The sequence below is a fragment of the Brenneria corticis genome (assembly GCF_003115855.1).
Classification (GTDB): domain Bacteria; phylum Pseudomonadota; class Gammaproteobacteria; order Enterobacterales; family Enterobacteriaceae; genus Brenneria; species Brenneria corticis.
The window spans coordinates 76,005-98,433 of record NZ_KZ819071.1; the positions used below are offsets into that span (position 1 = coordinate 76,005).

The 22,429-nt window shown below is 61.8% G+C and carries 20 protein-coding genes; 2 read left to right on the plus strand and 18 right to left on the minus strand.

Annotation, left to right across the window (positions count from 1 at the left end; translation table 11 throughout):
- Positions 1-33 precede the first annotated feature (33 nt).
- From DDT56_RS00385 to DDT56_RS00400, 4 genes are all read right to left on the minus strand, one after another.
- Positions 34-849 (minus strand): amino acid ABC transporter permease, encoded by an 816-nt coding sequence (locus DDT56_RS00385; RefSeq protein ID WP_136164545.1) that lies wholly within the window; start codon positions 847-849, stop codon positions 34-36.
- The gene (locus DDT56_RS00390; protein ID WP_246856687.1) at positions 839-1,582 is read right to left on the minus strand and encodes an amino acid ABC transporter permease; all 744 of its coding nucleotides are present in this window, start codon (positions 1,580-1,582) and stop codon (positions 839-841) included. The genes DDT56_RS00385 and DDT56_RS00390 overlap by 11 nt, the downstream gene beginning before the upstream one ends.
- Positions 1,583-1,677: 95 nt before the next feature.
- Positions 1,678-2,526 carry a transporter substrate-binding domain-containing protein gene (locus tag DDT56_RS00395; RefSeq protein WP_136164546.1) on the minus strand — a complete coding sequence of 283 codons (849 nt, stop codon included), beginning with the start codon at positions 2,524-2,526 and terminating at the stop codon, positions 1,678-1,680.
- A 153-nt stretch (positions 2,527-2,679) separates the two neighbouring features.
- Positions 2,680-3,369, minus strand: coding sequence for a DUF1847 domain-containing protein (locus DDT56_RS00400; protein WP_136164547.1), 690 nt, complete (start codon positions 3,367-3,369; stop codon positions 2,680-2,682).
- A gap of 534 nt (positions 3,370-3,903) precedes the next feature.
- On the opposite strand from DDT56_RS00400, the gene DDT56_RS00405 reads away from it, so the two are divergent.
- On the plus strand, positions 3,904-5,532 hold the full coding sequence (locus tag DDT56_RS00405) for a rhodanese-like domain-containing protein (RefSeq protein WP_136164548.1): 1,629 nt from the start codon (positions 3,904-3,906) through the stop codon (positions 5,530-5,532).
- Between the two features lie 8 nt (positions 5,533-5,540).
- Here DDT56_RS00405 and metC read toward each other — a convergent pair whose 3' ends face one another.
- The 6 genes from metC to DDT56_RS00435 are packed head-to-tail and all read right to left on the minus strand — an operon-like array spanning position 5,541 to position 14,071.
- A complete protein-coding gene (metC, locus tag DDT56_RS00410; protein ID WP_136164549.1) occupies positions 5,541-6,755 on the minus strand; it encodes a cystathionine beta-lyase in 1,215 nt (404 codons plus the stop codon).
- A gap of 7 nt (positions 6,756-6,762) precedes the next feature.
- Positions 6,763-7,380: a cysteine dioxygenase family protein gene (locus DDT56_RS00415; RefSeq protein WP_136164550.1), complete on the minus strand. Its 618-nt coding sequence runs from the start codon at positions 7,378-7,380 to the stop codon at positions 6,763-6,765.
- A gap of 58 nt (positions 7,381-7,438) precedes the next feature.
- On the minus strand, positions 7,439-9,034 hold the full coding sequence (locus DDT56_RS00420; protein ID WP_136164551.1) for an ABC transporter substrate-binding protein: 1,596 nt from the start codon (positions 9,032-9,034) through the stop codon (positions 7,439-7,441).
- Between the two features lie 17 nt (positions 9,035-9,051).
- Entirely contained in the window at positions 9,052-10,722 is a 1,671-nt protein-coding gene (locus DDT56_RS00425; RefSeq protein WP_136164552.1) for a hydantoinase B/oxoprolinase family protein, read from the minus strand.
- Positions 10,719-12,839 carry a hydantoinase/oxoprolinase family protein gene (locus tag DDT56_RS00430; RefSeq protein ID WP_136164553.1) on the minus strand — a complete coding sequence of 707 codons (2,121 nt, stop codon included), beginning with the start codon at positions 12,837-12,839 and terminating at the stop codon, positions 10,719-10,721. The genes DDT56_RS00425 and DDT56_RS00430 overlap by 4 nt, the downstream gene beginning before the upstream one ends.
- Before the next feature lie 35 nt (positions 12,840-12,874).
- Positions 12,875-14,071, minus strand: coding sequence for an aminotransferase-like domain-containing protein (locus DDT56_RS00435; RefSeq protein WP_136164554.1), 1,197 nt, complete (start codon positions 14,069-14,071; stop codon positions 12,875-12,877).
- Between the two features lie 230 nt (positions 14,072-14,301).
- On the opposite strand from DDT56_RS00435, the gene DDT56_RS00440 reads away from it, so the two are divergent.
- Positions 14,302-15,090 (plus strand): amino acid ABC transporter ATP-binding protein, encoded by a 789-nt coding sequence (locus DDT56_RS00440; protein ID WP_136164555.1) that lies wholly within the window; start codon positions 14,302-14,304, stop codon positions 15,088-15,090.
- Between the two features lie 48 nt (positions 15,091-15,138).
- Here DDT56_RS00440 and DDT56_RS00445 read toward each other — a convergent pair whose 3' ends face one another.
- The 8 genes from DDT56_RS00445 to DDT56_RS00480 form a co-directional block, all read right to left on the minus strand.
- On the minus strand, positions 15,139-15,396 hold the full coding sequence (locus tag DDT56_RS00445; RefSeq protein ID WP_136164556.1) for a helix-turn-helix domain-containing protein: 258 nt from the start codon (positions 15,394-15,396) through the stop codon (positions 15,139-15,141).
- Positions 15,397-15,561: 165 nt separating this feature from the next.
- A complete protein-coding gene (locus tag DDT56_RS00450) occupies positions 15,562-16,341 on the minus strand; it encodes a phosphate/phosphite/phosphonate ABC transporter substrate-binding protein (RefSeq protein ID WP_168197540.1) in 780 nt (259 codons plus the stop codon).
- A gap of 23 nt (positions 16,342-16,364) precedes the next feature.
- Positions 16,365-17,369, minus strand: coding sequence for an ornithine cyclodeaminase family protein (locus DDT56_RS00455; RefSeq protein ID WP_136164558.1), 1,005 nt, complete (start codon positions 17,367-17,369; stop codon positions 16,365-16,367).
- A gap of 21 nt (positions 17,370-17,390) precedes the next feature.
- Positions 17,391-18,344: an ABC transporter ATP-binding protein gene (locus tag DDT56_RS00460; protein WP_136164559.1), complete on the minus strand. Its 954-nt coding sequence runs from the start codon at positions 18,342-18,344 to the stop codon at positions 17,391-17,393.
- 4 nt (positions 18,345-18,348) lie between these two features.
- On the minus strand, positions 18,349-18,993 hold the full coding sequence (locus DDT56_RS00465) for an ABC transporter permease (RefSeq protein ID WP_136164560.1): 645 nt from the start codon (positions 18,991-18,993) through the stop codon (positions 18,349-18,351).
- Positions 18,990-19,637 carry an ABC transporter permease gene (locus tag DDT56_RS00470; protein ID WP_136164815.1) on the minus strand — a complete coding sequence of 216 codons (648 nt, stop codon included), beginning with the start codon at positions 19,635-19,637 and terminating at the stop codon, positions 18,990-18,992. The genes DDT56_RS00465 and DDT56_RS00470 overlap by 4 nt, the downstream gene beginning before the upstream one ends.
- Positions 19,637-21,184, minus strand: coding sequence for an HAL/PAL/TAL family ammonia-lyase (locus DDT56_RS00475; RefSeq protein WP_136164561.1), 1,548 nt, complete (start codon positions 21,182-21,184; stop codon positions 19,637-19,639). Before DDT56_RS00475 ends, DDT56_RS00470 begins: the two co-directional genes overlap by 1 nt.
- Before the next feature lie 20 nt (positions 21,185-21,204).
- The gene (locus tag DDT56_RS00480; RefSeq protein WP_136164562.1) at positions 21,205-22,092 is read right to left on the minus strand and encodes a glycine betaine ABC transporter substrate-binding protein; all 888 of its coding nucleotides are present in this window, start codon (positions 22,090-22,092) and stop codon (positions 21,205-21,207) included.
- Positions 22,093-22,429: the final 337 nt, after the last annotated feature.

The following is a 22,429-nucleotide window of genomic DNA, read 5'->3' on the forward strand; positions in this document are numbered from 1 at the left end:
CGAATGTGCTCTTTCTCCCGCGTCCCGTCTGGCTTAGTGTCTGTTCAACCGTTTTTCCAGCCGGCGCGTAATACGGGAAATCGGGTAGCAGTAGAAGAAAAACAGCAGCAGCAGCGTGAAGTACACCAGAATGGTGAAGTCGATGCGCGACACGGTATTGCTGGCGATGGTGGCCATATCCACCACGTCATGCACCCCCACCAGCGAAGCCAGCGAGGTGCTCATGGTGATGCTGGCATACACATTCATCCACGGCGGCAGCATACGGCGCACGCACTGCGGCAGAATGATGTAGCGAAAAATCTGGCTGCGGCGGAAAGCCATCGACTGCGCGGTTTCCCACTGCGCGCTGGGAATGGACTGTACCGCGCCGCGAAAAATCTCCGCGATGATGGCGCTGGCCGGCAGACCGAGTCCGATGACCACCTTAATCCAGTCGGGGAAAGGGATATACCAGTGCAGGAAAACGATTTCGAAGGGAAACACATAGGTGGTGAAGTAAATCAGCACCAGCACCGGCGCGTTACGAAAGGCCTGGACCCAGAGATGCGTCGCCGCGCGCAGCAGACGCGAGGGCGCCAGCGACAGGCCGCCCACCACCAGTCCCAACAGCGTGCCCAGCAGCATGGCCAAGGCGCTAATCCCGATATTGACCCCCAGCCCCCGAAACAGCGCCGGCAGCCAGATCCACAGCTGCGTTACGGCAAGCGGCGCGCTGTCGGTGACCGCCCAGAGCAGATTCAGCGCCACGATCGCCAGCAGCGTGATAACCCAGAAATCGGACAATACCGCGCCAATGGCCGGTCGGTTTTTATGCGGGACCGTTTTTATCACGACATCATTGGCCATAGCCCGGCATCCTCAGGTGATTCTCCAGCCATCTTCCGGCCACGCTGACCAGCCAGGTCAGTACGGCGAAATAGATCAGAATAAGCAGGATTAACTCCAGTACGTTGTCGCGCTGCGACCAGATCATGATGGACTGATAGGTCACATCACCCACGGCGATGGCCGACGCTATCGCCGTCATCTTGACCAGGTCCACCAGATTATTGATCAGCGACGGGAGAGCGAAACGCACCGCCAGCGGCAGCTGCACGTACCAGAAAATCTGCCGCCGGCTGAACGCCATCGAACGGGAGGCCTCCAGCGTAATCGACGGCACGGCTTCAACGCCGGCGCGCAGCGCTTCGGCATGGAACACCGCCTTGTGCAGCGAGACCACCAGCACCACCCAGGCCAGCGGTGAAATCGGGCTGCCGCCCTGCCCCAGATGCTGGCTGATCAACATATTGAGCACCAGGAAAGCAAAATAGAGCTGCACCAGCGTCGGCGTATTGCGGATCAGTTCAACAAAGGCGCCGACCGGCGCGGCCACCCAGCGCCGCGGACTGGTGAGCAGCGCGGTAATAATCACCCCCGCCAGCAGGCTGCACGGGATCGTCAGCAAACAGAGCTCAAGGGAAACGCCCATGCCGCTGAGAAACGCCGCCCGGTCGACCGGGTCCAGCACGAATGAATAGTTCAGACCCAGCGGTTTGAAAAACTCCACCAGCCCGGTCAGGAAAGAGTCCGTCATCATCGCCCTCCGGCCGCCGCTATCATGATGTTATTCCCTCTTTCTCGCCGCTCAGGAAGCCGGCTCCAGCGGCGACGCCTGTGCCATATCTGCGGCCGTCAGCCCTTGTCGCCGAATTTGGCGTGCAGTTCCTGCAATATGGGATTGGGCGGAGTGATGCCCAGCCGTTTTTCCGTCCCGATGAGCCAGCCGCTGTGGTGCCATGACTGTACGACTTGGTCGACGGCGGCGATGGTGTCGGTCTCGCCCTTGCGCGTCCATACCACCGAGTCCGATGACAGGATCTCGCCGGGGATGGCGACGTGGTAGTTCGACCACTCGCCGCCCTTGCGCACCAGCGGATGTATCAGGGTGGAGTCATGCACCGCCGCCACGCACTGGTTTCCCTTCAGGGCCAGCAGTGAATCGGACGAACTCTTGAAGCCTTTGACCTGTGCGCCGTAGTCCGCGGTCAGCGGGCGAGCGAAATTGCTGCCCTGGGAAAGGCAGACGGGTTTGCCGCGCAGATCCTCCCAGCGGGAGATGCCGCTGTTGCGCAGCGTCAGGGCCGCGCCGCCCACACGGTAGTAGGGGGTCGGCGCGTAGCCCAGAACCTCGGCGCGTTCCTTGGTCAGATCCATGGAGGCGATCAGCAGGTCCACCTTGCCGGAGAGCAGAAACTGAGCGCGGGTGGCGGTCTGCACCTGCACCAGTTCCGTTTCGACCCCCAGCCCCTCGGCCAGCTTGCGCGCCAGTTCCGGGTTCCAGCCGATTAATTGCTGGGTTGCGGGGTTAATCGAACCGAAATCCCCGCCGTTGACCAGAACGCCAATGGTAACCTTGCCGCGGGATTTTATTTTGTCCAGCGTGGCGTCGGCCTGCGCCATGTTCGGTAATAGCGCCGCCATTACGAGAGGCATAAACCATTTGCGCCACGCGGTCCGGCGCTGATATTTATTTATCTTCATCGAATATTCTCATCATCCATTTAAAACAAAGAAAAGATAATTCACTTTTCCTCGTACGTTTTGAAATCATCGCCGATATATTTATCCAAATAGCTTTCAGAGGGCAGGAAAACAACCGACGAAAAAATAAAAAGGTATTTATCTCTATGGTGATTAGCGTCTCTGTTTTAACGCCAGCGCCCGATCTTCTTCATTCAGTCTGACCCCCGTGGTCAGGCGCTTATAATAAGAGTGGCTGGTGTTCAACGCGCCGATAGGATTATGCGCCAGCACCCGATCTTTGACGATCAGGTAGGTGACCGGCGCCACGGAGTGTTTAATAAATAACGAGTCATGACCGACGCACAGCCCGCTAATGACGTTTAAATCCGTTTTTTCCCTATTGCATAATTCCGCCTGCATAAGCGGATTACACATGGCTTCATACTGACCGGGCTGAATCTTATCCTGGTCGTCGATACCGACATTGCACTTATCCTGCGCGCCGACTTTGCACAGCACGCCAAACGCCTGCAGGCCGTTGGCGCGCAGGATGTCGGCGAAGATGCGGTTCTCGCGGATCAGGCCGGCGCAGGAGGCGATGCCGATTTTACGCGCCCCAATCTTTTTGGCGAAAACGATAATCTCCTCCACCCGCGTCAACTGGCCGTAATACTGCCCTTCCACCTGCGCGGAGGCGTGCATAATCTTCGCCACCTGCTCATCGTCCGCGTACCTGGCCAGGCTAACCTGCAGCAGGTCGTCACTCTCCGGCGCCGTGGTCAGACACTTCCTGGGGAATTCACTATCCTGGCTCTGACAATTGAGGAAATTACATTCCGTACAGCTGAATTTATTGGCCACCACACAACCCCATAACCTATAGCGTGATCTTCCTTACAAAATAAAGGGTGAACGCCGGAGTTGGAAACTGATGATTCCGTCTATCGATAGTATAAATATGACAATCAAGCAATAACGCCCGGTATTCAATCCCGTGGCGGGGCGCGGAAAATCAGCGGATGTTATATCGTAATGCGGAATTAAATATATATACCCGTCATACTTCAAGCTGCAGGTGCGTTGGCTTTCCTCACTCACCCCGGTCACTTACTGGTGTAAGCTCCCGGGGATTCGCTGCGTCGCCGCCTTCCTGCAACTCGAATTATTTAGGGTATGTCGGAATACGGAATTAAATATATAAAATAATGCTATTGAAAAATTACGCTTTAATTATCTGATATTGTCGTTTGACCGCTCTTTTTATTTATGCGGAGAATAGCGGTTCTGTTTACTATTTAGCTAATAATTAATGACATTAAAATAACATTAATTTATCGCCGCGCCGCTCGAAAGATTACCGCTCCGATGTTCAATTCACGTAATTAAGGAAACCCGATGTCTATATCCTCCTCTGACCGGCCTCTGCCGCAGTCGCTCACTCCCCGGCAACTGCGCGACGCGCTCGATGCCGCCACGGAAATTGCCCTGATCGACGTCCGGGAGCATGGGTTATATACCCGCGGCCATCTGCTGCTGGCCGCTAATGCGCCGCTGTGGCGACTGGGGCTGCTGATTGGCGATTTGGTGCCGCGTCGCGCAACGCGCATCGTGCTGATTGACGAAGACGGTTCCCTGCTGGAAGAGGCCGCCCGGCGCCTCGAGCGTCTCGGCTATGGCAATCTGGCGCTGCTGAGCGGCGGAACCCTGGCCTGGCAGGCCGCCGGGCTGGAGATCTTTATTGATGAGAACGTTCCCAGCAAAGCGCTGGGCGAAGTCATTGAGGTAGAGGCCCATACGCCGAACATTTCGGTGGAGGAGCTGCGCCGGCGCCAGGCGGGCGGCGAAAAGCTGGTGATCGTCGATGGGCGTACGCCGGAAGAGTTCGCCAATTTCAGCCTGCCGGGCGCCCACAATATTCCCAATGGCGAACTGCCTTACCGTATCCGGGAGCTGGCGCCCGATGCGCGGACGCTGGTGGTGGTGAACTGCGCCGGACGCACGCGCAGCATTGTCGGCGCGCAGACGCTGATCGACGGCGGCCTGCCCAATCCGGTCGTCGCCTTGACCAACGGCACCATGGCCTGGCTGCTGGCGGACCTGCCGCTGGAGCAGGGGCGGCGGACCGCGCTGCCGCAACCGGGCGCCGAAAACCTGAGCGCCGCCCGCGAACAGGCGCGCCGACTGGCGCAACGGGCCGGGATCGCGACTCTCGACGCGCCGGCGCTGGCCGCTCTGCGCGCCGATGCCGAACGTACGCTGTATCAGTTCGATACCCGCACGCACGACGAATATCAGGCCGGCCATCTGCCCGGTTTCCGCTGGGCGCCGGGCGGTCAGCTGGTTCAGGCGACCGACCGTTTCGCCGCGGCGCGCGGCGCGCGCATTGTGCTGGCGGACTGGGACGGCGTTCGCGCCCGCCATACCGCCGCGTGGCTGCGGCGGCTGGGCGGGTTTGAGATCTTTCTCTATGAGCCTGGTGCGGATGACGAGCGGGAACAGGGGCCGTCAACGCCGCACGTCCTGCGCGATGGCGCGCTGACGCCGGCAACGGAAATTTCGCCCCGGCAGCTCAGCCAACTGCTGGAGCGGCAGGCGGCGCAGGTTATTGACGTGGATGATAGCCTGCGCTTTATTCGCCGGCATATCGCCGGCGCGCGCTTTATCGCTCCGCATCGCCTGACGGAATGGCTGCCGAAGCTGGCCGCGGCGGACGATGGGCGCCAGTGGGTGCTGACCTCTAATGACGGCGTGCTGGCCGGCCTGATCGCCGGCGAGCTACAGCGCTACGCCATCAGCGCCGCGGCGCTGGCGGGCGGCAATCAGGCGTGGTTCGCCGCCGGTTTGCCGGTGGAAAGCGGCGATGAACACATTCTGACCGCCGAGGAAGACCGGCAGCACAACGGCTATAGCGTCAGCGACCCGGCCCGGCGCGATCGGCTGTTCCGGGACTATCTGGACTGGGAAATCGGCCTGGTGCGGCAGCTGGAGCGACCGGGCGGCGAACTGCGCTTTAACCTGCCGTGATCGGCCTATTACGGCGTTTCGCCGTCAGCCAGACGAAACGCCGCATCAATATCCTGCGCCAGATCCCGCCAGTCCTCCAGCCCCACATGCAGCCTCACCACCGGCTGTTCCGTCGCACCGGCGTCGCGCCAGGCGACGTGTTCGGCCAGGCGGGAGGGCTCGGCAATCAGCGCCAGACTTTCATAGCCGCCCCAGGAGGCGCCGATGGCGAACAGCGTCAGCGCATCCACAAAGTCGGCGGCGAATTGCGCGTCGGCGCGGCGAAAGGCGAACGACAGCAGCCCGTTGGCGCCGCTGAAATCCCGCCGCCAGAGCGGATGGCCGGGGTCGTCGGGCAGCGCCGGATAAAACACCCGGCTGACCTCCGGGTGCCGTTGCAGATGCGCGGCGATGCGCAGCGCGTTGCTCTGATGCTGGCGCAAACGCACCCCCAGCGTCCGTATGCCGCGCAGCGTCAAATACGCATCATCCGCGCCCACCGTCAGCCCCAGCGCATCCCAACTGGCGCCGATGCGCGCCGCCAGCTCCGGTCCGTCGACCGTAACCACGCCCTGCATCACGTCCGAATGGCCCGCGAGATATTTGGTGGCGGCCTGTAGCGTAATATGGGCGCCGTGGCGCAGCGGCTGGAAGAAATAGCCGCCGCTCCAGGTATTATCGGCGACCACCAGCACGCCGCGCTCACGCGCCAGCGCCGCGATAGCCGGAAAATCCGTCACCTCGAACAGCAGCGAACCCGGCGATTCCAGATAGAGCAGGCGCGTATTGGGGCGGATCAGCGCGGACAGGTCGTCGCGCTGCGGCGAAAAATAGTCCAGCGTCACGCCGTAGCGGGCCAGCAACGTACGATCGAGCTGTCGTACCGGCGAATAGACGCTATCGGCGACCAGCACGTGATCGCCCGGTTGGCACAGGGCGATAAAAACCAGGGAGATCGCCGACAGGCCGGACGGCGTCAGCCAGGAACGATAGCCCCCCTCCAGCTGCGTGACCGCCTCTTCCAGCGCCTGATGGGTATCCAGCCCGTGACGGCCATAGCCGGCGATACGCTCTCCGTCACGGCGGCGCTGATTATATTGCGCCATCGTCCCGACGCTATCGAACCGCACGGTGCTGGTACGCACCACCGGGACATTGACCGGCCCGGCGCCGGGAGAGGCGAGAGCGGGCGCGCCGCCATGAACCAGCTGCGTATCCGCCCGCCATTGTGTCTTTGGTTTCATCTGCGCCTTATGCCCGATTTTCAGAGGGTTTCATCTGCGTGGCGTTGTAGTTGGTCACCTTGCCGGTTTGCGGATCGATGGCCACCCGCCGCACCAGCGTTTCCAGCGGCTGGCCGTACAGGTGTAAATGGCGGATCGGCCGGTCGCCGGCGACATGAATGCTGTGGATATCGTCCGGCAGGAAAGCGAGCGGCTCGCCGGGCCGCACCACCACTTCGCGCACCAGTTGCAGATCGGCCCGATCGGGCTGGCCGCCGTCATCCAGACGCTGGTAAATCCGATTCAGCTCATCGCCCTCGACGGCGGCGATCGCCGCCCAGGTGGTGTGGTTGTGGGGCAGAGTGCTCTTGCCGGGCAACAGCGAATTGAGGTAGAGCGCCAGATCGTCATCGCCATCCTCGCTGTTCAGCCGGTAGCGGGTTGACGTTTCCACCGTTTCCGACGGCGGGGGAAAATCCTCCGGACCGAATAGCTCATGCCGTGCGGCGAGCTGCGCCAGACGATGAGCCACCCGATCGACAATAACCCGCGACAGTTCCCCCTGCGCCAGAATGGCGCGGATATCGGTCAGCGCGGCGGTGACCGCCTGCTGGCGCTGTATGACTTTGGTTTCTGCAGATGCCATGGTCTTACTCCTGTCGTTATAATTAGCTGAAAGGTAAAGCGATAAAGCCTGCCGGCCGCTAGGGTTTGGCCAGCCACACCTCCGCCAGATTGCCCTCCACGCCGTCGGCGGTGACCGAGTGGTCGTGCACCCGGCGGTTATAAATGGTGATAAATTCGGGCGATACCAGGCTGACGTCCGGCAGTTCCTGCCCGACAATCTGCTGGAAGCGTTGGAATTGCTGCACGCGCCGCGCCGGATCGTTCTCCGTCTGCGCCGTTTCCAGTAACCGATCCACCTCGGGATTGTGATAGTGCGAGGCATTAGAGAACGGCACCCCTTTGCGGAAGTTCTTCGACCAGTAAATACGCTGCACGCCGACGGTCGGATCGAACAGATTGCTGTGTCCGTTAACGGTAAAGGCGAAATCGCGGTCGGTATAAACCCGGCGCACAAAGGTGGACAGGTCCTGGGAGCGCAGCGTGACGCCGATACCGATTTTGGCCAGCGACGAACGCAGGTATTCCGCCGTTTTGCGCAGATCTTCCGCTATCGGGTTATAGTCGAGGGCCACTTTGAAACGAACCCCGTCGGCGCCGCGCCGGTAGCCCGCCTCATCCAGCAGCGCGTTAGCCTTTTCGATATCAAAGGCATAGGGGGACGGAACGGCGTCGTGATACTCGGTGATGCCGGGGGCAATCGGGGAGGAGCTGACTTTGCCCAGACCGAAGTAGGCCACCTGCAAAACGATATCGCGATTGACGGCGTGCGCCACCGCCTGCCTGACGCGCAGATCGCGGAAATGTTCATCGTCCAGATTGAACTGCAACGACGATACATTATAGGAATAGCTATTGCCCTTGGTTTCAAACCCCAGCTGCGGCAACGCCTTCAGCCGCGCGATATCGCTTAGCGCCACCGGAGAACGGTAGCCCAGATCGGCGGCGTTGGTTTCAAACGCCAGCGAACGCGCGGCGGCGTCCGGGATAAACTTCACCACCAGTTGATCGAGGTAAGGCCGCCCAGGCTGCCAGTAATGGGGGTTACGCTTATACAGCACGTGGCTGCCGCGCACCCACTGGTCGAACACATAGGGGCCGGTGCCTATCGGCGCGCCGTTGTGCGGATTGGTCAGCGGATCTTTGCCCTCGTACAGGTGACGCGGGACAATGGGCGACTCCGCCGCCGCAAACGCCTTGATCAAATAGGGCGCGGGCTTCGACAGCACAATCACCGCCGTGTGGGGATCCGGCGTCTCGATGGCGGTGACATTGGCAAAGGTGCTTGAGCCGCGTGGGTGCACCTTCTTCAGCAGATCGATGGACCAGGCGACGTCGGCCGAGGTGAAATCCCGACCGTCGTGCCATTTCACCCCCTGGCGCAGATGAAACGTATAGCGCGTACCGTCGGGGCTGATTTCCCAGGCGGTCGCCAGCTGCGGCTGCGGGTTCAGGTCGTAATCGTAGCTGAGCAGCCCTTCGGTTACCTTGGCGCTGACGCTCAGCGCCGGCGTCGCCACCGTGGTCAGCGCCACCAGCGCCGGGGGCTCATAGTTAATCACCAGCGTCAGCGTGCCGCCGCGCTGCGGTTGAACATCGGCTGCCTGCCCGGTACCGGTCAGCAGTAGTAAAAACGTCGCGGCCATCACTGGCCGCAGCCCCGCTAAACGCAACATAAAAGCTCCTGTGCTGGTTAATCCTGAACGGTATAGCCGTACAGCGTACGGGCGGCGTCAGGCGTCACTAATTGATTGTCGATATCCTGGCGCACGGCGGCCCGGTCGCGGGTCGACGGTTCGCCCAGCCCGCCGCCGCCGGGCGTTTCCACCACCAGGCGTTCGCCGGGCGGGATAATTTGCTGCCCTTTGCCCGACAGCGGCTGCCCCGATCCCAGGCTGACCCGCCCGCCGGCGCCGTTGCGTCCTCCTTCCGCCCCGCGCGCCGGGAAGGCGATGCGATCCCAGGCCGCCCCCAGCGCCATCGGCGCCCCGCCGCCGTGGGATAGCTCAATCACCTGTCCCAGGCCGCCGCGAAAATGTCCGGCGCCGCCGGAATCCGGGCGGTACTCTTTGCGCCAGAACACCACCGGGCTGATGGATTCAAGGATCTCCACCGAGACGTTACGCACCCCGCTGGGAAACGAGGTGGTGGAGAGGCCGTCGATGCCCGGCCGGGCGCCGGTGCCGCCGGTGGAAAAGCTGGTGATGGAAAAACGGGGTTGCCGCAGAAAGCTGCCGGCGTCGAAACCGGGCAGCACATGGCCGCCGGACAGTTGGATATTCCACAGGCAGGAAGCGCCTTCGGCGGGAACCGCATTGGGTTTCGCCTGGCGCAGGCAGCCAAAGATCACATCCGGCAGCATCTGGCCGACGATATGACGCGAGGTTACCGCGGCGGGATAAGGCGCGTTGAGTATCGATCCCTCCGGCGCCTTGACGGTTATCACCTCCAGCGAACCGGCGTTGTTGGGCACCTCGGAGCCGATAAGGCAGCGCACGCCAAATGAGCTGTAGGCGTCGGTATAGGCCTTGACCACGTTGATCCCTTTGGCGACAAACGGCGAGGTGCCGTCAAAATCGATCTCGATGCCCTGTTCGCTAAGGGTCAGCGCCGCGCGCAGCAGGATCGGCGCGTCATAGCCGTCAATCCACATCTCCGACTGCCAGCGCCCCGCCGGCCACTGGCGCACGGCGGCCAGCATCGCCTGGCGGGAATGGGTGAGAATATGCTCCCCCGCCGCGTGCAGATCGCTCAGCGAGAATTCATCCAGCATGGCGGTGAGCCGGCGTCCGCCCACCTCGTTACAGGCCACCAGCGCCAGAATATCCCCTTCCACCTGCTCGGGTTCGCGCACGTTGGCTTTAATAATCCGCAGTACCGTATTATCCAGCCTGCCGGCCTGGATAAAGCGCAAAATCGGCAGGAACAGGCCTTCATGGTAGATCTGGTGACCGTCGGGCCCCGGTCCCAGCCCGCCGATGTCCACCACGTGCAGCGTCGAGGCGAACAGCGCCACGCTTTGCCCCCGGTGGAAGACCGGCGTTACCATGGTGATGTCGTACAAATGGCCGGTGCCTTTCCACGGATCGTTGGTCAGGAACACGTCGCCCGGCGCCATATCGGACAGCGGAAACTGGCGCAGAAAGTGTTTTACCGACTCGGCCATGGAGTTGACGTGCCCCGGCGTACCGGTGACCGCCTGGGCGATCATCCGGCCGTCAGGCAGAAATACGCCGGCGGACAGATCGCCCGCTTCACGGGTCGAGGTGCCGAACGCCGTGCGGATCAGCGTCTGCGCCTGCTCTTCCACCACGGCGATCAGGCGATTCCATATCACCTGATACTGGATCGTGCTCAGACTCATGGCTGCGCTCCTCCGGTTTGCTCTTCTTCCAGCAACAGATGCCCTTCGGCCGTCAGCCAGGCGATAAAGCCGCTCTCCACCACGGTGGTGGTTTCCGCTTCGGCGATCAGGGCGGGTCCGCGGACGGCCGTCCGCGGCGGCAGATCGCGGCGGGCAAATACCGGCGCCTGAAGACGCGCGGACTGATTCGCCAGCAATACCTCACGCCGTTCGCCGTTCTCGTCCGGGGCCAGCACGTCGTGCGGCCTCGTCTCCGGGCGCCCGGCGACCGGGGCGCTCAGCGTACTGACCGTGACCGTCCAACTGATGGCCTCCACCGCCACGTGATCCAGGCTGCGGCCGTACAGCTGGCGATAGACGGCGGTAAAGCGCCGTTGCAGCTCATCGACCGCCGCCGCCGTCAGCGGGCCTTGCGGCAGCTCGACCGGGACTTCATGCCCCTGACCGGCATAGCGTAGGTAGACGATGCGCCGCAGGGATAACGGCGCATCGTCGCCGCTGGCCTGGCGGACGATGTCGCGCGCCTGATTTTCCAGATCGCGCAACAGGGTCTCCACCGCCTGCTGGTCGAGCCGCGCCAGCCGCTGGTAGAAGCTGCGCACCGCCTGATAGGCGATCGGCGCCGACAAAAAGCCGAGCGCCGACCCCACCCCGGCGGAGTGCGGGATCACCACGCGCCTGATCCCCAGCTTGCGCGCCAGCCGGGCGGCGTGCAGCGGCGCGGCGCCGCCAAAGGCCACCAGGGTGTAGTTCTCCACCTGCTTGCCCAGCTCGGTGGCGTGCACCCGCGCCGCATTGGCCATGTTTTCCGCCACGATTTCCGTGACCGCCAGCGCCGCGAGATCGGTGTTCAGCGACAGCGGCTCACCGATTTGCTGCGCGATCGCCTGAGCGGCCAGTTGGGGATTAAGGGTGATTTTTCCCTGCGCGAAGGTGGCGGGATCGATAATGCCGAGCCGCACATTGGCATCGGTAATGGTGACCTGCGTGCCGCCCAGCTGGTAACTTACCGGGCCGGGCTGCGAGCCGGCGCTGTCGGGGCCGACCTGCACCCGGCCCAGGGTATCGATGCGGGCGATCGATCCGCCGCCCGCGCCGATCTCCACCATTTCGATCACCGGGATCCTCACCGGCAGGCCGGATCCCTTCTGGTAACGGTGCACCCGGCCAAATTCGAAACTGCGGGAAATCTGCGGCTGGTAGTCGTCGATAAAACAAATTTTGGCGGTGGTGCCGCCCATATCGAACGACAGCACCTGCGGCGTCTGTAGCTGTTCGCCGGTCAAGCGGGTCAGAATGGCGCCGCCGGCCGGGCCGGACTCCACCAGCCGCACCGGCTGGTCGATCCCGGTTGCCAGCGTGGTGATCCCGCCGCCGGAGGTCATTAAAAACAGCGGGGCGTTCAGCCCCTTGGCGGAGAGAATCTGCTCCAGCCGCGTCAGATAGCCCGCCACCAGCGGCTGTACGTAGGCATTGGCGCAGGCGGTGGACAGGCGTTCATATTCGCGGATTTCCGGGCAGACATCGCTGGAAAGAGTGATCGCCAGGTCCGGCAGCCACTGACGCAGGATTTCCGCCGTGCGCCGCTCATGCGCGGGATTGGTGAAACTCTGCAAATAGACGATGGCGACGCTATCGATCTCTTCGCGCTTTAGCGTCTGCGCCAGCTGGTGCACCGCCGCTTCATCCAGCGGCGTCAGGATATGACCCCGGGCGTCGATCCGCTCGGCGATGCCGAAACGCCACCGCCTTGCCACCAGCGGACTCGGCTTATGCAAAAAGATATCGTACTGGGCAAACCGGTCTTCAAGTCCGATTTCCACCAGGTCGCGGAATCCCTGCGTGGTAATCAGCGCGGTGCGCGCGCCCTTGCGTTCGATCAGCGCATTGGTCGCCAGGGTGGTGCCGAGAATAACCAGCCCGACATCCGCCGGCTCGCGGCCGGCGCGCCGCAATACTTCCTGCGTGCCGTCCAGCACTCCGCGTTCAGGAGAGCTCGTGGTGGTCAGCACTTTGGTGGTAAACGATGTATCGCCATCCAGCAGCACGACATCGGTAAAGGTACCGCCGACATCCACCGCCAGCCGGGGTTTACTACTTACATCCGGTACAGACATGCCAATTCCTTAACGTCGCCATAGCCCGGTGGATTTCAGAGATGCTGGCGCAGCACGTCGGCCAGCCGGGCAATCCCCGTGCGGATCTGCTCGTCGCTCTCCAGGGCGAAACAGAGGCGCAGCCAGTTTTTCGCCGCTTCGCCGTCAACCGCCCAGTCGGGACCGGGATTAAACGCCACGCCGACGGCGGCGGCCGGTTCCACCAGGTCGCGGGTGTCCACGCCCTCGGGGAGGGCCAGCCACAGAAAAATCCCGCCTTTCGGCAGCCATAGCCTGACGCTATCGCCCAGTTCCTGTCGCACCGCCGACGCCAGCACTTCCAGTTTGCGCGCCAGGGTGTCGCGCAGGCGCGTAATGTGGGCATCAAAATGGGTGGAAAAATATTCGGCGACGATGATCTGATCGAGGGCGCCGGTGCCGCCGTCCGTTTTCAGCGGCACCAGCTGGCGCAGAATGGCCGGAACCGCGCTGAGATAAGCCACGCGCACCGCCGGCGCCAGCGTTTTGGAAAAGGAACCGACGTGAATTACCTGCTGCGGGCTCAGCGCATACAGCGCCGGCGGCGCTTCATTCCCCCGCCAGACGATGTCGGCGTAGCATTCGTCTTCAACGATCAGGGTACGGTAGCGCGCGGCCAGCTCCAGCAACCGGTGACGGCGCTCCAGCCCGAGGATCGCCCCGGTAGGATTCTGCACGGTCGGGATGGTGTAGATAAACTTCGGCGTCACGCCGCTTTGCGCCAGCTCCGCGAGGATGGTCGCCAGCGCATCGATGCGTATCCCTTCGTCATCCAGCGGAATAGCGACGATATTCACCTGGCGGCCGCGTAGTTTCCGCAACGCCCCGGCGTAAGAGAAGGCTTCCACCAGTACGGTGTCTCCCGGCTCCAGAAGCAGGTTGTTCACCAGATCGAGCGCCGGCCCGGAACCGGAGGTGATCAGAATATCGTCGATATCCGCCGTAATGCCGCGCGTCGCCAGCTTGCGGCCGACAAAGCGGCGCAGATTCTCATTTCCCTGCGGCCCGTGGCCCTGATTGTAAATCGCCAGACTGCGCCCCTCGCGCAGAATCGCTTGCTGCGCCGCCTCGGCCAGCGCTTCCAGCGGGATCAGTTCCGGCGCGTTGTGTCCGGCATCAAAGGTAAAGTCCGCCAGGCCCCGCCAGACTGGCGTGGGAGCGGGCAGACCGGCGCGAAACAGCGGACGGGCATCGAACGGGGTGGCACTCATCATCTCATTCCTGAATAACGGCGAATCCCTATTCTCGTAACAATCGATTTCCCCTCACAAATAAATATAAAAGCTATGGAATTGCGCTTGATGAATAAAGTAAATTCCAGCCGCCTGTAGCCCGAAATATGACGGGTATATTTAATTTAAGACTAATAAAAGGCGGATTAAGTATTTAGCTTTTAACTCTATTTTGCTTTTAATGACTCTGCTTATATACGGGAGAGTGCTTTATGGTGTCTGTGCCTATACCCGTCCGGGAGATACCGCAGGCGAACGCCGCCCGGACCCTGGTGAGAATTAATGACGTGCATCTGACGCTGGGGGACACCCCGGTGCTGCAGGGCATCGATCTACAGGTTTCCCAGGGGGAAGCCCTGACCATCATCGGCCCTTCTGGCTCGGGAAAGTCATCGATCCTGCGCTGTATCAACGGCTTGGTGACGCCGCACCGGGGAGAGATCTTCATCGGGGATACCGGCGTGCATCAGCTGAAAAATGAGAGCGAGCGCATCGCATTACGTAAACGCATTGGTTTTGTTTTCCAGCAATACAATCTGTTCCCGCATCTTACGGTGCTGGAAAACCTGATGATTGCCCCCATTCGTATTCTGCGTCAGCCCAAAGAGCGGGTGAAAGCCCGAGCCATGGCGCTGCTGGCGCGCGTGCGGCTGGAAAACAAAGCCCATAGCTATCCCGGCGAGCTTTCCGGCGGCCAGCAGCAACGGGTGGCCATTGCGCGTACCCTGGCGATGGACCCGGAACTGGTGCTGTTCGATGAAGTGACGTCGGCGCTGGACCCGGAAACCGTAGGCGAAGTGCTGGCGGTGATCCGCGAGCTGATCGGCGAAGGCATGACCAGCATCCTGGTCACCCATGAAATGCGCTTCGCCCAGGAAGTCAGCGATCGCGTGGTATTTACCGAGCACGGCCGTATCGTTGAGCAGGGCACGCCGGAACAGGTATTCCGCCATCCGCAGAACCTGCGCACGCATACTTTTATCAATGCATTGCGCAACTGAGGAGCGTTTTGCTAAATACACCAACCATATAGACATCCAGGGAGGCCATTACCACTCTTCCTTCCATACCCGGTCTGCACTATCGTGCTCTTTATCGCTTCTCGGCTTGATATCCAGTTCTAAATTCAACGCCGAGAGGATCTTAAAGAAGGTCTCCAGCTTGGTTGAATCCGGATGCTGCTCGAAGCTTGATACCGTGTCCTGTCGGATGCCGACCTTGCCGGCCACCTTTCCCTGAGAGAGCTTTTGCGTGACTCTGACATCTTTCATATAGGCACTAAGCTGCCGGGTGTTTGTCACTTTCATAGTGGTTCGTACCGGTTTTAGCAGGTAAAAACATAATTACACGCTATAGCCGTTAAATCAATATTTACCCGCTTAAGGCGTTAAATATAATATTACCGGCTTTAGCCGGTAAGGTGGTTTTTATCCGCCCCGTTTATTACCCCCTCGCGCCGCCCTTTCCCCATCTCAGCGTAAATGCGCACAGCCCGCCCGTTCAGCGGCGGCGGCGCGCTGCGCCAGCAGCTGGTAGTCCTGCGGGTCGGGTACGTTGAAGCCTTGCAGCTGCAGCGCGGCAAGCAGCGGGGCGGTTCCGCTGTCGGAGGACAAGTCGACAAAGGCGCGTTGCAGGCTGGCCAGCGCGGCGGGCGGCAGCGAGGCCGAGGCCACCAGTAAAGGCATCGGGGCGGGAGCGGTGTGGTCGATTACCCGAACTTTTTCCATCAGTTCAGGCGCATCGTGCGCCAGCAGATCAAAGGCATAGCTGTCCACCGGGCCGATATCGGCCAGGCCGTTGGCGATGGCTTCCACCACGCGGCGCGGGGTAATCAGCGGGCCGACCGTCTGGCGATATAACCCTTTCCCGCCCGGTTGCCGGTAGGGCAGCAGGTGAAAGCGCAGGGCATGGTAGCCGGAGTACGACTCGCGGTTGGTAAAGGCCAGCCGCCGGCCGAAGGTCTCCGGCAATTGCCGGTAGGGCGCGTGACGGGCGACGATCAAACGGCTGCGATAGCTGCCGGGGCCGTCGCCCAGCGAATGCAGCGGAACCGGCGCGGCGACCGCCACGACCGGAAACAGCCCGAGCGCAAACGGCAGGCCGCACATAAATACGCCCGCCAGATCCGGGCGCTGCCACAGCCCCTCCAACGGCGCCGGCGCGGGGTAGTCAATCACCTCCCCCTCGACGGAGGCGCGGCGATAGACCTCCCGTAGCAGCCTTTTCCAGCCGGTTGCCGCTGCGGGTGTCACCGAGTACATCCGTCCGTTGGCGATCATGCGTAGCGCAACGTCTGGCCGATTCCCAGCTTGCGCGCCTTTTCCAGCATCGCATGGCCGAGGGCGATATCGCTCAGCGACAGGCCGCGATGCCAGAACAGGATGGTTTCATCGTCGTTTTCGCGTCCAGGTTTAACGCCGGCGACGATCTGCCCGAGTTCGGCATGCAGCGTCTCTGCGCTCAGTTTACCGGCTGCAACGTGGGCGCGCAGAGAACCAAACATGCCCCCCTTGCACTGGCCCCAGTCGTCGACCACCATTTTATCCATGATGTCGGTCAGCGAGAGCTCCACCGCGCTCATGGTGCCGTAAGGCACCACCAGCGCGCCGGGCTTGATCCAGGCGGTTTTCAGCATGGGCGCCGGTTTTTCCAGCCGTGAAGCTTCGACGACGATATCCGCATCGCGCACGCAGCTTTCCCAGTCGGCGGTGACGATAATCTTTTTGCCCAAATCCTGTTCCAGCCGTTTAGCAAAGGCGTTACGGCTTTCCGGACGGCGCGAGTGGATGCGGATTTCATCAAAGTCGTACAGGCTGTTCAGCAGGCGTACGTTCCAGTAGGCGGTGCCGCGGGCGCCGATATGGCCGAGTACCTTGCTGTCGCGGCGCGCCAGATGGCGGGCGCCCAGCGCGGTGATCGCCCCGGTGCGCATATCGGTAATGGCCGAGGCATCGACGATCGCCACCGGCATACCGGTGCGCGGATTGAACAAATTAAGCATCGCCATTTCGGACGGCAGACCTGATTGGTAGTTATTCACGTAGTCGCCCACCACCTTCACCCCCGCCAGATTGAGCGGCGCGATATAGCCGCGCAGCACGTTGAAGTGGCCGTTAAACGCCGGATCGGGGATCAGGTGCACGCGGGGTTCGATAACGGTTTGATGCCGTCCCTGCGCCAGCAGGCCGGCGTCGACGGCGGTGAGAATTTCGCTGTCGGTCATCGCCAGTTGCTGAATGTCCGGTCCGTTGAGATAGGTAATATTGACAGGCTGGGTCATTGAATTCCCTTAATCCGGCGCTCAGGCCGCAAGCAGTGTTTGCTGATAGGTGAAAAGCTGCTGACGATTTAATTCCCCCAGCACCCGCTGCTGGTCGTCGCTAATCCGCACCCCTGGCGCGTCGTGGGCCAGCATCAGCGCCAGCGCCTCTTTCAGATTCGCCCGGATGCCGACCGACAGCGGATAGCGGCTCTGTTCACAGGGGGTCATCGCCTTCTCCACCGGCGTCAGCGCCAGCAGCTTTAATGCCGCGTCGCTGCCGATAAACGCGGCAACGAACGCATCGGCCGGGTTGCTGAGGATGGCGGCGGGCGTATCGTACTGGCACAGCGTGCCGTGGCGCATAATGGCGATGCGGTCGCCCATTTTTATCGCTTCGTCAAGATCGTGGGTCACGATCACCACGGTCTTTTTAACCCGTTGCAGGATCTGCTTGAATTCCTGCTGCAAGCGCCCGCGAATCAGCGGGTCGATGGCGCCGAAGGGCTCGTCCATCAGCATCACCGGCGGATCGGCCGCCAGCGCCCGAGCTACGCCGACGCGCTGGCGTTGTCCGCCCGACAGCTCCGCCGGATAGCGGCCGCGATCGGTCGACGGATTGAGGCCGACCAGATGCAACAGTTCATCAATGCGGGCGTCGGTTTTACGGCGATCCCAGCCGAGCAGCCGCGGCACCGTGGCGATATTGTCGGCGACGTTCATATGCGGGAACAGGCCGACATTCTGAATGACATAGCCGATATGGCGGCGCAGCAGTACTGGATCGACGGTGGTAATGTCCGCGCCGTTAACCCAAACGCGGCCCTGAGTGGCGTCTTCCAGACGGTTAATCAGGCGCATGGTGGTGGTTTTTCCGCAGCCAGACGGGCCGATCAGCGCGGTGGTTGAGCCTTCCGGGATATCAAGGGTCAGATTATCCAGCGCTTTCTGCGTTGTTCCGGGATAAATCTTGGTGATATTTTCAAGCTTAATCATAGGCTTACCCTCTGGGAACGTGTTTAAACCAGGTCTTTTCCACCGCGGCGAACAGCAGTTCGGCGCCGATGGCCAACAGAATGATGGGTATCGCGCCGACCAGCAGCCGCGACATATCCATAATGGCGATGCCGGTGGTGACGAAATCGCCCAGCCCGCCGCCGCCGATAAAGGAGGCCAGCGCCGCGCCGCCGATCACCTGTACGGCGGCGGTGCGCACGCCGGCCAGAATGCCCGGCGCCGCCAGCGGCAGGATCACCCGGCGGGTGGTTTGCGCCGGCGTCAGCCCCATCCCCCGCGCCGCGGAAAGGGTGTCTTTATCCACCGACTGAATGCTGGTGCAGGTATTGAGCAGGATCGGCGGCAGGGCGAGGATCACCAGCGCCACCACCGACGGCAGCAGGCCGATGCCTAAAAACGGCAGCGCCGCCGCCAGGATCGCCAGGCTGGGAATGGTTCTCAGCGTACTGGCGATACTGGTCGCGATAAAGGTGGCGCGCGGCGAAGCGGCCACCGTCACCCCGATCGGAATGGCCAGCAGCAGCGAAAAAAACAGCGCCAGTCCGCACATCAGCAAATGCTGGCGCAGCGCGGTGAAAAAGGGGTCCGGATTCGCCGTAATCCATTGCCAGGCGTCGTAGAAAATCATGCGTTCGCTTCCGTACTCGGGGCCAGACGGCGACGGCGCGCCAGGCGCCGTTGCAGCAGCAGAAACAGCGCGTCGACGCCGATGGCCAACAGCGAGGTCAGGGCGCCGCCAATCAGAATTTTTTCCGGGTAGCGCTGGTCCAGCCCGGCGAAAATAATGGCGCCCAGCCCGCCGGCATTGATATAGGCGGCGACGGTGGCGATACCGATAAGCGTGGTGGTGGCGATACGCAGCCCGGTGATAATAAACGGCAGCGCCAGCGGCAGTTCGATCTCCCACAGCATGCGCCGGTAGCCGTAACCCATGCCGCGCGCCGCGTCCAGCACCTCGGGGGCGATGGCGTGAAAGCCGGTGGCGATATTACGCACCAGAATCATCAGGGCGTAAGCGGTAAGGCCGACAATCGCCGGCAGCGGGCCGATCCCCAGCCACGGAATAAGCAGCGCAAACAGCGCCAGGCTGGGAATGGAAAACAGCATGCCGGTGAGGGTCAGCACCAGCGCATAGGTTTTCGGCCGGCGGGCGCTCCAGACGCCCAAAATCATGGCGATGACGAAGGCGCAGCCGATTGAGACGCCGACCAGAAAAAGATGCTGCAATAAGGCGAGGCCGATATCGTCAAGGTGTCTGGGAGCCCAGCGCATCACGCAATCTCCAGCAGTTGTTCGCCTTCGGCCAGCCAGTCGGAGGCGCTGACGGCCGCGGCGAGGTTTTCGATATCGCCGGCGGTGGAGCGATCCTCATCCAGTCCGGCGACCAGGCCGCGCACCCGGGCATGGATAGCCGCGCTGCCGCGACCGAGTGTTATCTCCGTCGCGCCGCGCAAATCGACCGCCTGCGCCGCCACCATCAATTCGATGGCCACCAGATAGCGCAGGCTTTCCACCAGACGCAGCATTTTTCTGACCGTCGCCATGGACTGCGAGGCGTAATCCTCCACCCTATCGGCGACTGGTACGGTAATGGCGGACAGCGGGCTGGCGTGGTGAACAATGTCGCTGGTCAGCGCGGAAATGGTTTTTTGCAGCGTGGCAAAGCCGGTTTGCCCGCGGTGCGGGGTGAGGAAGCGCGGCAATCCGCTGGCGTCGGCGGACATCAGCTTCATTATGCGTTCGGCCGCGCAGGCGGATTGCCGCGCCAACGCCAGCGCCAGCGCGTCAAAGGCCAGCGTCAGATGGGTGGCGTCAAAATTGGCGTTGGCTAACACCAGATCGGCTTCGGCGATCAGCGCCGGATTATCGTCGGCGCTATTCAGCTCCAGCTCGGTGGCTTGCCTGGCGTGGTGGAAGGCCTGATGAACGCTGGCCAGCACCGAGGCGGCGCAGCGGAAGCTGAGCGGATCCTGCAACAGACGGGCGCCGCCGGGTTGCAATAAGCTTCCTTCCGCCAGCAGCGACAGCAGATGCGCGGCGCACTGCGCGCCGCCCGGCAGCCTGCGGATATGGCTGACCCAGGGCGACAGCGGGGAAATATTGGCGCGAAACGCTTCGAACGACAGCGCGATGGCGCCGGCCTGCGCGTTAATCAGCCGGGCGATATCGGCCAGCGCCAGCGCGGCGATGCCGACGCAGGCGGCGTTCGAAGAGACCAGCGCCAGCCCGTCCTTACCCGTCAGCGAGGGCAGCGCGAACCCCACGTCGTCCGCCAGCGCCTGAATGTCGGCCACCCGTCCCTGGTACTCGGCCTGCCCCTCGCCCGCCAGCGTCCGGCCGATATGCGCCAGCGGCGCCAGATCGGCCTCACCGATCGAGCCGGTCAGCGGCACCAGCGGATGCACGCCAAGATTCAACAGGCTGAGCAACGCCTGCGCGCTCGGCGGGGAGATGCCGGAATAGCCGGCGGCGATGCCGGCCAGGCGCGCCAGCATCATCGCCCGGACCTGATCGCGGCCGGCGGTCGCACCGACCCCCACCGCCCGGGCCAGCGGAATGCGCCGCTGTATCTGATGCAGGCGGGCGATATCCTGCCGGCCGTCGGCGCTGTTCAGCACCGCGGTATCCACGCCCGCGCCGAGGCCGGTGGTCACGCCGTAGATGCGATCGCCGGCGGCAATTCGCCGGTAAAGAAAGGCGAAGCCCTCTGCAATGCGCCGTTGCGCCGCCGGGCTGAATGCCACCGGCCGATTTTCTCTGGCGACCTCGACCAGCGTCGCCAGAGTCAATGCCGTATCGCCACCAAGATTAACTGTCATTGCCGCGTTTAACCGATTGTTTAAGATTTGATGATGCCTTTTTCCCGCAGGAACGCCTGTGCGACGTCGGCGGGCTCCTCTTTGTCTTTCTCTACCGCGGCATTGAGTCGCTGCATGGTGGCGTTATCCAGCAACGCGCTGACCTTATTGAGTACCGCTTCCGCCTGCGGCTGGGCTTTGAGCGCCTGCTCGCGCACTACCGGGGCGACGAAATAGGGCGGGAAGAGGTGCCGGTCGTCGGTTAGCGGCACATATTGCCCTTCGGCTATCTGCCAGTCGGTGGCGAAGCCGTTGGCCACGTCAATCTGCCCCGCAGCCAGCGCGTCATAACGCAGGCCGACTTTGGCGAACTGGCGGAATGATTTGAATTTAATGCCGTAAACCTGCTCCAGCCCTTTCAGACCGTCCTGCCGATCGCCGAATTCGGCGCCCGCGCCGATGGTCAGCCGCGGCGCGGCCTTGGCGAGATCGGAGAGCGTTTTCAACTGATATTTTTCAGCCGTGGCCTTGCTGACCAGCAGCGCATAGCCGTTATTCAATTTAGCAGGAGCGAGCCAGGCGAGCTGGTATTTTTCGGCGTAGGTGCTTTTTACCTGCTGATAGACGTTATCCGCGTCGGAGGACAACTCCCCTTTAACCACCGCGCTGAGCGCCGTTCCGGTGTACTCGGGGTACATATCGATATCGCCTTTCAGCAACGCGGCGTGGGCGATCAGCGTGCCGCCCAGGTTGATTTTGCGCTGCACCGGAATGCCCGCCTGCTCCAGCGCCGAGGCGTAGATCTCCGCCAGAATATATTGCTCGGTGAAGTTCTTGCTGCCGACGATAAAATCAGCGGCCTGAACCGCCGGCGCGACGGCGCTGAATCCGGCGATAAATAACAGAGCCTGTTTAATGGTTGTGCGCATTGTTTTCCCCAGCATGGATGTCTATTTTCGCTTACGAATAGACATGTATATACAAGATTGGCGATAAAAATCCAATCGCTGACTATCGATTGGTTGAGTATGGCAGAGTAATAATGATGCTGCTGATGCAGCCAATTCCGGCAGTAGAGCAAAAAAACCATGCCGGTGAAATTCGTTTTCGATATAAGTTATAGCACTAATGACGGGTTATGGGGTTTACCTGCAACCAGGTGACGTCGTTTCCCGTCAGGCGGCAACATACCGATTAAATACATATTTCATATAGTGGTAAAAATTTCCCATAAGAACAAGTCGTGATATTCTGAGCAGCTTGAAC

Coding starts and splice junctions, on each gene's coding strand:
- DDT56_RS00425 (WP_136164552.1), bottom strand. CDS start 10,722: ATGAGTCTGAGCACGATCCAGTATCAGGTGATATGGAATCGCCTGATC.
- DDT56_RS00405 (WP_136164548.1), top strand. CDS start 3,904: ATGTCTATATCCTCCTCTGACCGGCCTCTGCCGCAGTCGCTCACTCCC.
- DDT56_RS00385 (WP_136164545.1), bottom strand. CDS start 849: ATGGCCAATGATGTCGTGATAAAAACGGTCCCGCATAAAAACCGACCG.
- DDT56_RS00395 (WP_136164546.1), bottom strand. CDS start 2,526: ATGAAGATAAATAAATATCAGCGCCGGACCGCGTGGCGCAAATGGTTT.
- metC (WP_136164549.1), bottom strand. CDS start 6,755: ATGAAACCAAAGACACAATGGCGGGCGGATACGCAGCTGGTTCATGGC.
- DDT56_RS00420 (WP_136164551.1), bottom strand. CDS start 9,034: ATGTTGCGTTTAGCGGGGCTGCGGCCAGTGATGGCCGCGACGTTTTTA.
- DDT56_RS00445 (WP_136164556.1), bottom strand. CDS start 15,396: ATGAAAGTGACAAACACCCGGCAGCTTAGTGCCTATATGAAAGATGTC.
- DDT56_RS00430 (WP_136164553.1), bottom strand. CDS start 12,839: ATGTCTGTACCGGATGTAAGTAGTAAACCCCGGCTGGCGGTGGATGTC.
- DDT56_RS00415 (WP_136164550.1), bottom strand. CDS start 7,380: ATGGCATCTGCAGAAACCAAAGTCATACAGCGCCAGCAGGCGGTCACC.
- DDT56_RS00390 (WP_246856687.1), bottom strand. CDS start 1,582: ATGATGACGGACTCTTTCCTGACCGGGCTGGTGGAGTTTTTCAAACCG.
- DDT56_RS00480 (WP_136164562.1), bottom strand. CDS start 22,092: ATGCGCACAACCATTAAACAGGCTCTGTTATTTATCGCCGGATTCAGC.
- DDT56_RS00435 (WP_136164554.1), bottom strand. CDS start 14,071: ATGATGAGTGCCACCCCGTTCGATGCCCGTCCGCTGTTTCGCGCCGGT.
- DDT56_RS00470 (WP_136164815.1), bottom strand. CDS start 19,637: ATGCGCTGGGCTCCCAGACACCTTGACGATATCGGCCTCGCCTTATTG.
- DDT56_RS00460 (WP_136164559.1), bottom strand. CDS start 18,344: ATGATTAAGCTTGAAAATATCACCAAGATTTATCCCGGAACAACGCAG.
- DDT56_RS00440 (WP_136164555.1), top strand. CDS start 14,302: ATGGTGTCTGTGCCTATACCCGTCCGGGAGATACCGCAGGCGAACGCC.
- DDT56_RS00475 (WP_136164561.1), bottom strand. CDS start 21,184: ATGACAGTTAATCTTGGTGGCGATACGGCATTGACTCTGGCGACGCTG.
- DDT56_RS00465 (WP_136164560.1), bottom strand. CDS start 18,993: ATGATTTTCTACGACGCCTGGCAATGGATTACGGCGAATCCGGACCCC.
- DDT56_RS00455 (WP_136164558.1), bottom strand. CDS start 17,369: ATGACCCAGCCTGTCAATATTACCTATCTCAACGGACCGGACATTCAG.